11 protein-coding genes are annotated in these 13,352 nt (G+C 42.6%); all 11 read left to right on the forward strand.

All coding sequences use genetic code 11. The features are described 5' to 3' along the window. Positions 1-187 precede the first annotated feature (187 nt). A complete protein-coding gene (gene mraZ, locus FY557_RS03310; protein WP_146940457.1) occupies positions 188-646 on the forward strand; it encodes a division/cell wall cluster transcriptional repressor MraZ in 459 nt (152 codons plus the stop codon). 36 nt (positions 647-682) lie between these two features. After that, entirely contained in the window at positions 683-1,576 is an 894-nt protein-coding gene (gene rsmH, locus FY557_RS03315; protein ID WP_149245871.1) for a 16S rRNA (cytosine(1402)-N(4))-methyltransferase RsmH, read from the forward strand. 164 nt (positions 1,577-1,740) lie between these two features. Then, complete coding sequence (locus tag FY557_RS03320) at positions 1,741-2,109, forward strand: FtsL-like putative cell division protein (RefSeq protein ID WP_149245872.1); 369 nt, start codon at positions 1,741-1,743, stop codon at positions 2,107-2,109. After that, a complete protein-coding gene (locus FY557_RS03325; protein ID WP_149245873.1) occupies positions 2,093-4,084 on the forward strand; it encodes a penicillin-binding transpeptidase domain-containing protein in 1,992 nt (663 codons plus the stop codon). The genes FY557_RS03320 and FY557_RS03325 overlap by 17 nt, the downstream gene beginning before the upstream one ends. A 72-nt stretch (positions 4,085-4,156) precedes the next feature. Continuing rightward, entirely contained in the window at positions 4,157-5,617 is a 1,461-nt protein-coding gene (locus tag FY557_RS03330) for a UDP-N-acetylmuramoyl-L-alanyl-D-glutamate--2,6-diaminopimelate ligase (RefSeq protein ID WP_149245874.1), read from the forward strand. A gap of 39 nt (positions 5,618-5,656) precedes the next feature. Further along, the gene (mraY, locus tag FY557_RS03335; RefSeq protein ID WP_149245875.1) at positions 5,657-6,898 is read left to right on the forward strand and encodes a phospho-N-acetylmuramoyl-pentapeptide-transferase; all 1,242 of its coding nucleotides are present in this window, start codon (positions 5,657-5,659) and stop codon (positions 6,896-6,898) included. Positions 6,899-6,957: 59 nt separating this feature from the next. Beyond that, positions 6,958-8,301, forward strand: coding sequence for a UDP-N-acetylmuramoyl-L-alanine--D-glutamate ligase (gene murD / locus FY557_RS03340; protein WP_149245876.1), 1,344 nt, complete (start codon positions 6,958-6,960; stop codon positions 8,299-8,301). 12 nt (positions 8,302-8,313) lie between these two features. After that, entirely contained in the window at positions 8,314-9,552 is a 1,239-nt protein-coding gene (locus FY557_RS03345; protein ID WP_149245877.1) for an FtsW/RodA/SpoVE family cell cycle protein, read from the forward strand. 27 nt (positions 9,553-9,579) lie between these two features. Beyond that, positions 9,580-10,707 (forward strand): undecaprenyldiphospho-muramoylpentapeptide beta-N-acetylglucosaminyltransferase, encoded by a 1,128-nt coding sequence (murG, locus tag FY557_RS03350; protein ID WP_149245878.1) that lies wholly within the window; start codon positions 9,580-9,582, stop codon positions 10,705-10,707. A gap of 95 nt (positions 10,708-10,802) precedes the next feature. Continuing rightward, on the forward strand, positions 10,803-12,185 hold the full coding sequence (gene murC / locus FY557_RS03355; RefSeq protein WP_149245879.1) for a UDP-N-acetylmuramate--L-alanine ligase: 1,383 nt from the start codon (positions 10,803-10,805) through the stop codon (positions 12,183-12,185). 183 nt (positions 12,186-12,368) lie between these two features. Then, positions 12,369-13,337, forward strand: coding sequence for a cell division protein FtsQ/DivIB (locus tag FY557_RS03360; RefSeq protein ID WP_149245880.1), 969 nt, complete (start codon positions 12,369-12,371; stop codon positions 13,335-13,337). The last annotated feature ends 15 nt before the right edge of the window (positions 13,338-13,352 follow it).

Genomic DNA, 13,352 nt, shown 5'->3' on the forward strand with positions numbered 1-13,352 from the left:
CCAAACTCCTTTTTCCTCACTTTTTTGTGAAACTCTTTTGTATGGGTCAAATAATATCTTCCACAATCTTCATTATATCAGAATATTAAACCCCTGAAATTAAATCTTTGATAAAACTTATTAACATTAAGGCAAAAAGTGGTAAAAAGTGGGAGGATTTAGAAATTATTATATAAATTTGTCCCAAATGAAAAGTTTCATTGGGACATATGAGTGTAAAATTGACGACAAAGGCCGCTTAAAAGTTCCTTCATCTTTGATTAAACAGATGGAAAACTTTGATGATAAGGCGTTTGTAGTCAAAAGATCCGTGTTCCAATCCTGCCTGGAAGTATATCCTATGAATGCATGGGATAAAATGATGGGCAAGATCAATAAACTGAATCGTTTTGTGAAAAAGAATGCTGATTTCATCAGAATGTTTACGGCAGGAGTAAAAACAGTAGAATTGGATAATGCAGGAAGACTGCAGATCTCAAAAGACCTCACGGTTTTCGCCGGTCTTCAGAAAGACATTGTGATTACCGGTGCAGGAGAACTCTTTGAGATTTGGGATAAAGAAGCGTATGAAAAGGTAATTTCCATAGACGAAGCCGATTTTGCCAGCCTTGCTGAAGATGTAATGGGCTCTTTAGATGAAGAATAACAGCCGGATAAGGCAATAAAAAAACACACCTTAAGCATGTATCATAACCCCGTTTTGTTGAAGCAGAGTGTTGATGATTTGGTAACGAATCCAGACGGAACCTATGTAGACTGTACTTTTGGTGGCGGAGGCCATTCAAGAGAAATATTGGGCCGGCTTTCGGATAAAGGAAGACTGTTCAGTTTTGATCAGGATCTTGATGCATTGAAAAATACCATTGACGATCCGCGGTTTACGCTGATCAATCAGAATTTCCGGTTTCTGGAAAATTCATTGATGATCTACGGGATTTCCCGGGTGGACGGCATTCTGGCCGATTTAGGCGTTTCCTCCCACCAGTTTGATGAAGCCGACCGGGGCTTCTCAACAAGGAGCAATGCCCCGCTGGATATGCGGATGAACGTGATGCAGGGCCTGGATGCCAAAAGGGTCATCAACGATTACGATGAAGAGCAGCTTGCCGATATATTTTATTATTACGGCGAACTGAGGGAAGCAAGGAAACTGGCGAGGGACATCGTTCATCACCGGAAAATAAAAAGCATCAATACCACGGAAGACCTGAAAAAACTGTTCAGCTACCTTCCGCCGCATAAAGTGAATAAATTTTATGCCCAGCTGTTCCAGGCGATCCGGATCGAGGTGAATCAGGAGCTGGAAGTTTTAAAGGAAATGCTGGTGCAGGCCTACAATGTTTTAAAACCCGAAGGAAGGCTGGTAGTAATTTCCTATCATTCCCTGGAAGACAGGCTGGTGAAAAGATTTTTGAAAAACGGAATGTTTGAGGGAGAACCTGAAAGAGACATTTACGGAAATTATAAAAAAGCATTTGAGCTGATAAAGAGCAAAGCCATCGTTCCCGACGAAAGTGAGATCGAAGAAAACTCAAGAGCCAGAAGTGCTAAAATGAGAACAGGCATAAAAGTGTAATGTAAATAAATGGTGAATGGGCAATTGTGAATTTAGATTGACCATCTGCCGGTAAGACGGACAAGCGCTCCCCATTTCTCCTCCAGAGGGGTGACGAAAATTCAAAAGAATTTTTAACGGAGCGGCTAACGAGAATAATTTAATAATAAAATCAGACAAAGTCTGTGGCAAAAAGAGTAACAAGGAACCGTCCTCAGAAGAAACTGACTTTTATAGACATTATAAAAGGCAATTTCCTGAACCGTGACGAGATCAAAATACACTATAAGTATTTCCTGTTGCTGTTTGTGCTGATGATGGCGATGATTTACACCAACCACCTCGTCAATAAAAAAATTAAGATCGTAAACGCCCTCAAAGAAGAAACGGAAGAATATAAATCGCGGAACGCTTACGCACAGAGTAAGCTGATTAAAGTGAAAATGGAATCGGAACTGGGGAAGGAAGTAGCAAAGGATTCTCTGATGACCCTGGAAAACCATCCTCATAAATTGCTAATAAAACTGGACAGTACAGATGCAAAAGCAAAATGAATACGACAACAAACGTAAGAAAACCTTACGGTGGGGCTACCTCTTTGCAGTGGTGGCTTTGTGCGTATTTACCCTTTTCCTTGCCAGAATCTTAATCCTTCAGAATACCAACGTCCAGGAAATAAAAGACGATTACATCAACAAAAACTACCGTGAAGCGACTTTGAAAGCTGCCAGAGGAAACCTGTTTGCCTCCGACGGATCCATCCTCGCTACCACTGTGATGCGTTATGATATCTACCTGGATTTCAAAACAATGAAAGACACGGTATACACCAACAACATCGGTGCTTTGAGCGACTCTTTAAGCAGAATGTTCGGGAAGCCAAGGGGCGAATTCAGAAAAAAATTCGATGAGCAGCGAAGAAAGAAAAACCAGTATTACACCTTGGTAAAAGGTCTGGATTTCGACCAGTACGACAGGATCCGTAAGTTCCCGATATTCAGGAAAGGGAAGAACAAAGGAGGATTCATTGTGGACAGAAACTACAAACGGGAACTCGCTACCACAGAAATCGGGGCCGGAACCATCGGAATGGATGACGGCGTTCATACCGCCGGCCTGGAAGGAGCCTTTTCAAAATACCTAAGGGGAACAGACGGAAAAAGACTGGAACAGCGGATCAATTCCTCCCAGTGGAAACCGATTGATTACTGGAAAGTTCAGGAACCGATTGACGGTGAAGATGTTTATACCACTTTAGACCTCAGGATTCAGGATATTGCCCACTCTGCCTTACAGAAACAGCTGATTAATTTCGAAGCAAAGCACGGAACTGTGATTGTTATGGAGGTAACAACCGGAAAAGTCCGTGCCATGGTCAACTTACGAAAAACGGATGACGGTGATTACGTAGATTCCTATAATTATGCCCTTAAAGATAATATCGAGCCGGGCTCTACGTTCAAAACCATTTCGCTTCTGGCTGCAATGGACGACGGCTTTATTGATGAAAACACAACGGTAGACGTAGGAAACGGGATCTGGGTGTATGCCAAGCAGAGAATTTCCGATGGCCACGGCCACGGTGTGTATGACATCAGCGACGTCCTGGCCAAATCCAGCAATGTAGGTTCGGCCAAACTCATCACAAAATATTACGCAGAGAAGCCGCAGATTTTCCTGGATCATTTAAGACGATGGAAACTTTTCGACAAAATGGATATCGAGCTTCCGGGGATTACCAAACCGAGGTTTGTAACGCCGGAAAGCAAGAGATGGAATCCTGCTGCGCTGGCATCGCTTGCCTACGGATATGCTTCCAACATCAATTTATTGCAACTGGCTACTTTCTATAACGGCGTCGCCAACAACGGTAAAATGCTGAAACCTCTCTTTATTGATAAAATCATGAAAGACGGCAAAATATCCTATACGGCCAAACCGGAAGTAATGGTCAGCAAAATGGCTTCCGAGAAAGCCATCAGAATGATGACCCATGCGCTCACCAAAGCCGTTGAAAAAGGTACAGGGAAAAGTATTTTTACGCCTAACCTGAAAATGGCCGGAAAGACGGGAACCGCAAGGTTTGAATACTGGCTGCCCGGTCCGATGAAGTACCGCGCATCATTCGCCGGCTTCTACCCTGCTGATAATCCGAAGTATACCTGCTATGTGATGATCAGCGAACCCAATACCGCAAAAGGTTTTTACGGAGCTACCGTTGCTGCCCCGGTATTCAAGGAAATTGCAGGAAAAACCTTCCTGAAGACACCGCAGAATGTTGAAAAAGAAATGCTGGTAGACAAAAAGGTAAACCTTAATAAAATGGTTGAACCGAATGTAAAAGTCGCCGTGAACCATAAACAGATGCCCAATGTTGTCGGATTAATCGGTAAAAACGTTATCCCGCAGCTGGAAAACCTCGGCTACCGTGTCGATTACAAAGGCGTCGGAAGAATTACGGAACAGTTCCCGACCGAAGGAACGACCATCAGCAAAAACCAGAGGATTTATTTATCCCTGCAAAACTAAAACCTGGTCCCGAAAGAAGGCTTGAACAGAATAGGATAAAAAAATAGAATATTAAAGATAAAGCATAGGTACATGCAGTTAAATGAATTATTAAAAAGAATTCCGGTACTGGAAATCCTTGGCAATGACAGCCTGGAAGTTTCCGCACCGGTTTTCGACAGCAGAAAGGTAACGGAAAACTCTGTGTATATCGCAATGAGAGGAACCGTTGTGGACGGACATTCATTTATTGCGGCATCGGTGGAAAAAGGGGCAACAGCCATTGTCTGTGAAGAATTCCCGGAACATACGGATGAAAGTATAACGTATGTGAAAATAAAAGATTCATCCAAAGCTTTAGGGCAGCTGGCTTCCAATTTTTACGGGAACCCTTCCGAAAAACTAAAACTGATCGGGGTAACGGGAACCAACGGAAAAACGTCGGTATCCACTCTGCTATTTGATGTTTTTAAAAATTTAGGCTATGATTCAGCCTTATTGTCTACGGTTGAAATCAGGATTGCCGACCAGGTGATTCCTGCAACCCACACTACGCCGGATGTTATCACAATCAATAGAATCCTTGCCGAGGCTATAGAAGAAGGCTGCGAATTTGCCTTTATGGAAGTAAGCTCCCATGGGATTGCCCAAAACAGGATCGAAGGGCTTCATTTTTCGATAGCCGGTTTCACGAATCTTACCCACGACCACCTGGATTATCATAAAACGTTCGACGAATATTTAAAAACGAAGAAAAAATTTTTTGACGGGCTGAGCAGCACCGCGGTGGCCATTACCAACGTTGATGATAAAAACGGGAACGTCATGCTTCAGAACACGAAGGCTTCAAAAAGGTCTTTCGCAATGAAAACCATGGCCGATTACCATGGAAGGCTTCTGGAAGTTGATTTCAACGGCATGCTGCTGAACTTCAACGGAAAAGAATTCTGGACGACCCTCACCGGAAAATTCAATGTCTATAATTTATTACTGGTATTCGGGATTGCCTCTGAACTCGGATTTGAACAGGAAGAAATTCTTCAGGCAATCAGTCAGCTGAAAAGGGTTTCGGGAAGATTTGAAACCTTTAAATCGGATGGTGGGATTTTCTTCATCGTCGATTATGCCCATACGCCGGATGCCCTGGAAAATGTCCTGGACAGCATCAATGACATCCGGACCAAAAACGAAAGGCTAATCACGGTTTTCGGTTGCGGAGGCGACAGGGATCATGCAAAAAGACCTGAAATGGGAAATATTGCCACGAAAAAATCTACGTTGGCGATCATCACGTCGGACAATCCGAGAACGGAAGATCCGGCAGCGATTATCAAAGAAATTGAAGCGGGCGTTGAACCTCAGAATTTCAGCAAATACACTTCTATCCCGGACCGGAAAGAAGCCATTAAGATGGCCATCAAATTTGCTGAACCGAAAGATATTGTTCTTGTAGCCGGCAAAGGCCATGAAAACTATCAGGAAATCAATGGTATAAAGCACCATTTTGATGACAAGGAAACAATTAATGAGCTCTGGAAATTAATGAGTAAATAAATATAAATAAACTTATTAAAACTTAAACTAGAAGAACCCATGTTGTATTATCTATATGAATATCTAACCAACCACGGCATCCACGTTCCGGGAATGGGACTGCTCAGATACATCTCGTTCCGTGCCGGAATGGCGGTTCTGTTTTCCCTGACCATCGCTTTGGTGTTCGGTAAAAGAATCATCAACTACCTGCGGGCAAAGCAGATGGGTGAACTGGTTCGTGATCTCGGGTTAGACGGACAGAAACAGAAGGAAGGGACACCGACCATGGGAGGACTGATTATTATTCTCGCTACTCTTATTCCCGTGCTGCTCTTCACAAGAATTACCAATGTGTACATTGTTCTTCTGATTGTCTCGGTGATCTGGATGGGAGCAATTGGTTTTCTGGATGATTATTTAAAGAAAATCAAAAAAAACAAAGACGGCCTGAGCGGTAAATTCAAGATTGTAGGCCAGGTGGGATTAGGATTAATTGTAGGGGTGACCATGTATTTCCATCCTGACGTTACGGTAAAAAGAAAATATTCGGATGCGAAAGTTGTGAACAGGAATAATGTGGAACAGAACTTTATGCCTACCGAAAAAATCACCGTTTCCACCGTTCCTTTTGCTAAAAACAACGAATTCGATTACAGCGGAATACTGTTCTGGATGAATGATAAGGACGCGCACGAATGGGCTTGGGTGGTCTTTATCCCGATCGTTATTTTCATTGTAACCGCCGTATCCAACGGAGCTAATATTACAGATGGGATCGACGGGCTTGCAGCCGGTACCAGTACCGTTATCCTCCTGACCCTCGGCTTGTTTGCCTACCTTTCCGGAAACATTATTTTCGCAGATTACCTGAACATCATGTTCCTTCCCAATATGGGGGAAACCACCATTTTCGTAGTGGCCATGGTAGGGGCCGTGATCGGGTTTTTCTGGTACAACACCTATCCTGCCCAGGTTTTTATGGGCGACACCGGAAGCCTGATGCTGGGCGGTGCAATTGCCGTACTGGCAATTATTTTAAGAAAAGAACTGATGATCCCCGTGCTGTGCGGAATTTTCTTAATTGAAAATATTTCCGTGATGCTTCAGGTGATCGTCTTCAAATACAGGAAAAGAAAATTCGGGCTGGAATATGCCCAGAACAACAGATTCTTCAGAATGTCCCCTTTGCATCACCATTATCAGAAAGGCGGCTTTCATGAGAGTAAAATAGTAAACCGAATGATCATCATCGGGGTAATGCTGGCCATTGTCTGCCTGATTACGCTGAAGATGAGATAAAAATTAATTTAAAACTGAATGATCATCAAAAATCATTCGGCCATTAAATCATAAATTATATGAAAATAGTTGTTTTAGGAGGAGGAGAAAGCGGTTGCGGCGCTGCCTATCTGGCGAAAAAGAAAGGCATGGAAGTCTTTCTTTCGGATAAAGGCGTCATCAAGGACAATTACAGGCAGTTTCTTACCGAGCATTCAATTGAATTTGAAGAAAGAAGCCATGATGAAGAAAGGATTCTGGATGCAGACTGGATCGTAAAGAGCCCGGGCATCCCGAAAAAAGCTGAAATGATCCGGAAGATCCAGGAAAAAGGCATCCGGCTGTCTTCCGAAATCGAATTTGCTTCAGAGTTTACCGATGCCAAAATCATCGCGATTACCGGAAGCAACGGAAAAACAACCACCACTTCCCTGATCTATTACATCCTGAAAAACGACGGACTGAACGTAGGGCTGGGCGGAAATATCGGTTACAGCTTTGCCAAGCAGGTGGCCGACGAAAACCATGAATATTATGTACTGGAAGTAAGCTCTTTCCAGTTGGATGACATTCAGAATTTCAGGCCCTATATCTCTTTGTTGCTGAATCTGTCACAGGATCACCTGGATCAGTACAATTACAACTATGAAGAGTATGCGCTGGCCAAGTTCAGGATCGCTGAAAACCAGGAAAATGACAATTTTTTCATCTATAACAAGGATGACGAAATGAGCAAAAATATTCTTGAAAAATTAGAAATAAAGGCTAAAATGATCCCTTTTTCCACCAAAGAACAACTGGCGGAAGGAGGATTCGTCAACGGTGACCGGATAGAAGTAAAGCTAAAAGATGATTTCTCCATGAAAATTGATGAACTGTCACTTTTAGGAAACCATAACGTAGCAAACAGCTTAGCAGCATCCATAGCGGGTAAAATACTGGAGATCAACAATGAAAGCATCAGAAACTCATTAATGACTTTTCAGGCAGTGGAACACAGACTGGAGCTGGTAACTGAAATTGATGGCGTAAAATACATCAACGACAGCAAGGCCACCAATGTAAATGCTACCTATTACGCATTGGAAAGCATGAAAACACCAACCGTATGGATTGTGGGCGGAGTGGATAAAGGAAACGACTATACCGAAATTGAAGAATTAGTCAGAAGAAAAGTAAAGGCAATTATCTGCCTCGGAATTGATAACGATAAAATTATCAGATTCTTTAAAGATAAAAAAGAATTTATTTATGATACCTCCAGCATGGAAAAAGCGGTGGAAATCTCAAAATCGCTGGCTAAAAAAGGCGATACGGTTCTGCTGTCGCCCTGCTGCGCAAGCTTTGATCTATTCAGAAGCTATGAAGACCGGGGACATCAGTTTAAAGAGCAGGTAATAAAGAAATCCGCTAACCAACCATAGCGAAGACGAATTATGAACGAACAGGACACAGAAAGCAGATTTGAATTTCTAAAGGGCGATAAAGTACTTTGGATGGTTATCCTCGTGATCTCCATTTTTTCTATTTTCCCTGTATACTCCGCCAGTTCGAATCTGGAATATATCGTAAACAACGGGACCACAACCGGTCACGTCATCAAACATATGTTCTTTGTGGTCCTGGGACTTGGAATCATGAGGGTAGTCGGGATGGTGAAGTACGAATACATCGGGAAGCTCAGCAGTATTCTTCTGGCCTTAATGGTTGTTTTACTGATCGTTACCATGTTTACGGGACAGACCATCGATGGAGCAAGTGCTTCCCGCTGGCTGAAAATCCCCGGAACGCCTATCTCTTTCCAGCCTTCCTCATTCGCCTTCCTTATGCTGATCATTTACCTGTGCCGGTATTTGACCAAAAAAATTACCCGGGAACGGCTTCCGATCGAGAATATTATGTACATTTTCGGGCCGATTCTGCTCGTTTTTGTATTAGTAGCTAAAGACAACGGTTCCACCGCCTTAATGATCCTGATGGTCTCCGTGATTGTACTTATCATCGGACAGCTGCACTGGAAATACATTGCAGGATTCATCTCGGCTTCATTCATCGCCATCGTTCTGTTTTTACTGGTTGCTTTGAATACCAACCTGATCGGAGGAAACCGGGTTCATACCTGGATGAGCCGGATCGAAACGTTTACTTCAAGCAAAGCCAAAAGTGCTGATGTGGATGACGAAAGTGTAAAGGCAAAAAATTATCAGGTCATGCAGGCCAAAGCCGCCATCGTTCATGGGGGAATTACCGGAATGGGACCAGGAAAAAGTGCTTTAAAACAAATGCTTCCTCAATCTGCCTCCGATTTTATCTTTGCGGTGATTGTAGAAGAATATGGTGTTATCGGCGCTGTTTTCTTAGTCAGTTTGTATTTAATCATGATCATCCGTATTGTTATGATCGCCAGTAAGATGCCTGCGTTTTTCGGCTCTCTTCTGGTGCTCAGCCTGGGTGTGATGATTTTTGTACAGCTTTCCGTAAACATTGCCGTTGCCGTAAATCTGATCCCGGTTACCGGACAGCCGCTGCCGCTGATCAGCTACGGAGGAACCTCGATGCTGGTGACCTATCTGCAGCTGGGAATCGTCCTGAATATCAGCTCGCGAATTCAGATTTACGATGAAGAAGGAATGGGAAAAAAACAGAGCATCGCCGAAATAAACGATATTGCTTAAAAAATAAATTAAGAAACAGACATTACAATGGATAATCATTCAGCCAATAGCCAGCAGCCAAAAGCCATCCGTGTATTATTATCGGGCGGAGGAACGGGGGGACATATCTTTCCGGCCATTGCTATTGCCGATGAGATCAGGAAAAGATATCCGAATGCCGAGTTTCTGTTCATCGGGGCCAACGGCAAAATGGAAATGGAAAAAGTTCCACAGGCGGGTTACCCCATTGAAGGAATCGACATCGCCGGAATAAACCGGGGAAACATGCTGTCGAATTTAGGCTTGCCCTTTAAGATTCTGAAAAGTCTGTCCCGGTCAAAAAAGATCATTAAAAATTTCAATCCGGATTTTGCGGTCGGGACCGGAGGTTTTGCCAGCGGACCGGCCTTATATGAAGCTAGCAAACTGGGCATCCCTATTTTCATTCAGGAGCAGAATGCCCATGCCGGAGTAACGAATAAAATTTTAAGTAAAAAAGCAAAAGCCGTATTTACGGCCTACCCGAAAGTGGAAGGCTTCCCGGCTGAAAAGATAAAATTCCTGGGCAACCCGATCCGTGAAAATATTGTTTCAGGGATGCAGGGCCGCACTCAGGCCAAAGAAAAGATGGGTCTCGACAAAGATAAGCTGACCATTTTATCGGTCGGCGGCTCTTTAGGATCAAGAACCCTGAACAACGGATGGAAAGATCACCTGGAAAACCTGGAAGAAAAAGGCTATCAGTTGATCTGGCAAACCGGAAAACTGGATTACAACGAACTATCTTCCAGCCTCCGGCTTCCGGCTTCTATTCAGCTGAAAGAATTCATCAAAGACATGGAAACCGCGTATTCTGCAGCAGATGTGATTGTTTCACGCGCAGGCGCCATTGCCATTTCAGAACTGGCTGTAGCGCAGAAACCGGTTTTATTGGTTCCTTTCCCCTTTGCTGCAGAAGACCATCAGACCAAAAATGCAATGAACCTGGTAAATAAAAATGCTGCGCGAATGGTGAAAGACACCGAAATGAAAGCCCAATTCTGGAATACGCTTTCAGAAATTTGTGAAAACGAAAGTTTAAGGAAAGAAATGTCCGAAAGCCTCAGCTATTTTGCCAAGCCAAATGCGGCAAAGGAAATTGTAGATGACATCTTTAAAGTAATACATATTCAATAAGCTGAATACTAAAGCTAATATTGTAATAGATATTTACAAAGCCTGTAAAAGGTTAATAAAAAATAAAAGAAAGGTTATTAAGATTAAAATATAAAATGAACAGTTTAAAAACATATCAGAATTTTTATTTCGTCGGCATCGGGGGAATCGGGATGAGTGCGCTGGCACGTTATTTCCATGCCTCAGGCAAAAAAGTTTTGGGTTACGATAAAACCAATACAAAACTGACACAGACGCTGATGAACGAAGGAATCGATATTGTTTTTGAAGATGTCATTGATGAAAAAGTGACCTCACTTCAAAAAGAAGATACCCTGGTAATTTATACGCCTGCCATAAAGGTATTAGAAATCTTGGATTACTTCAGTGACCATCAGTTTGAAGTACTGAAGCGGGCAAAGGTATTAGGGTTAATCACGGAGAACACCGACTGTATTGCCGTCGCCGGAACCCATGGAAAGACAACAACTTCTACGCTGATATCTCACCTGTGTAAAGAAGCAGATCTGCCTTTTTCATGTTTCCTGGGAGGAATTTCCGAGAATTTTAAATCGAATTTCCTGTACAACGGTTCACAATATTCTGTAGTGGAAGCCGATGAATACGACCGGAGTTTCCTGAATCTCTCACCCGATTGGGCCGTGATTACTTCTACCGATGCCGACCACCTGGATATTTACGGTGATAAAAATACCATTGAAGAAGGTTTCAGGCAGTTTGCCGCACTGGTCCCGGATAACAGACAGCTGTTTGTACGCAAAGGAATTGAAATCGGAAGACCGTCCCTGACCTACGCCGTAAATGAAGAAGCCGACTATTATTCGGATAACCTGAGAATGGAGGGGGACCAGATTTATTTTGACTTCCACACGCCCACTGAAACCGTAAAGGATTTTATCTGGGAAACCCCGGGCATCCACAATGTTGAAAATGCAACCGTAGCATTGGCCATTCTTCACAATTTAGGTGTAGATTTCGAAACCCTGAAGAAAGCAATTGCCAATTTCATGGGGATTAAAAGAAGATATACCAAACACCGGTATCCGGACGGTAAAATATACATCGATGATTATGCGCACCACCCTACGGAAATTAATGCCGTATTGGGGTCGATCCGTACATTCTATCCTGACAAGAAGCTGCTGATGGTTTTCCAGCCGCACCTGTTCAGCAGGACACGGGATTTTGCCGACGGATTTGCCGAAAGCCTAAGCCATGCGGATGAATTGATTTTACTGGATATCTATCCTGCAAGGGAACTTCAGGAAAATTTTGAAGAAATTACTTCCGATTGGTTGTTAAAAAAAGTAACTTTAGATAAAAAGGAAGCTTTAACCTTAGGAGAAGCCTTCCGGAAGATAAAAGAAAAAGATTTTGACATCCTTCTTACCGTAGGCGCAGGAAACATCGATACCCTGTATGATCCTATCTGTGACTGGATGAGTGGAATACAAAACACACGAATGAATGAAAAATGAAATTTCGAAAATTATTGTTGATGCCGGTTTAAAGGTTTCATAGAAGCCTCGGACAGGATTTTAAAAACGGAATTAACAGAATAATAAACGCATATGTAAAATAGCTGTCAGCTTCTATAAGCGAAGCGACTTGTGAAACTAAAAAAGAAAAAGCTTGGTGAACTTCGTGTTCAAAAAAAGAAAATGAAAAATAAATACAGAATATTAAAAATTGCCGTTACAGTGATCATTCTTGGGTTCCTGCTGAGTTTCTCGTTGAAGAAATTCGGGGGCCAGAAGATTACGGACAATCAGATTTCTGTAAAAATGAATGAAAGGACACCGGTGTATTTCATTGACGAAAAAGACATCCGTGAAATTGTAAAAAAGGAAAACCCTTCCGGAAAAGTGGGCGATCTGGATATTCCGGTACTGGAAAAGAAAATCAGTAATCTTCCGGCGGTAGACAGTGCCAATGTCTATTTGAATCTGAACGGTAAGCTGAACCTCGACATTAAACAGAGGGTTCCGGTATTCAGACTCAATAAAGAAGGTAGAGACTTTTACGTGGATGAAAAGGGAATAGAATTCCCGATCTCGAAAACCTATTCACATCCGTGCATGCTGGTGACCGGAAATGTAAAGCAGGATGAATATGAAAAGCTGGCGGAGCTGGTAGAAAAAATCGACAAGGATGATTTCAGCAAAAAATATTTCATCGGGATCTCCAAAGACCGCAACGGAAATTATAACCTCCTGACCAGTGAAGGCCATTACAAAGTAGAAATCGGAGATCTGCATCATATTGATTTTAAAGTAAGGGGATTTAAAACTTTTGTGGAAAAATATCTCGTATATCAGGATCCTGAAAAGTACAGCATGGTCTCCGTGAAATACCAGAACCAGATTGTTACCACTTTAAACCCTTATTTTAAAGAAAACGACAGCATCCTGCAGGCCGGTAACAAAGAACTGGCAAAAGCACCGGTGCAGGCTGTAAGAAAAACGGAAGCCCAACCTAAATTAACAGAGAATAAAACAGGTTCCAATTCGGCAAAGCCAAAAGAAAGTATAAAAAAGAAAACAATAGCCAAGCCCAAAGAAACTAAAAAAGCAGAAAAAAAGCCCGCGGCGGCAAAGCCGAAGAAAAAGGCAACCGTTAAAATAGAATAAAAAATCAAATCGATA

Origin of the sequence: Chryseobacterium sp. SN22 (genome assembly GCF_008329705.1) — a bacterium.
Taxonomy (GTDB): Bacteria; Bacteroidota; Bacteroidia; order Flavobacteriales; family Weeksellaceae; genus Chryseobacterium.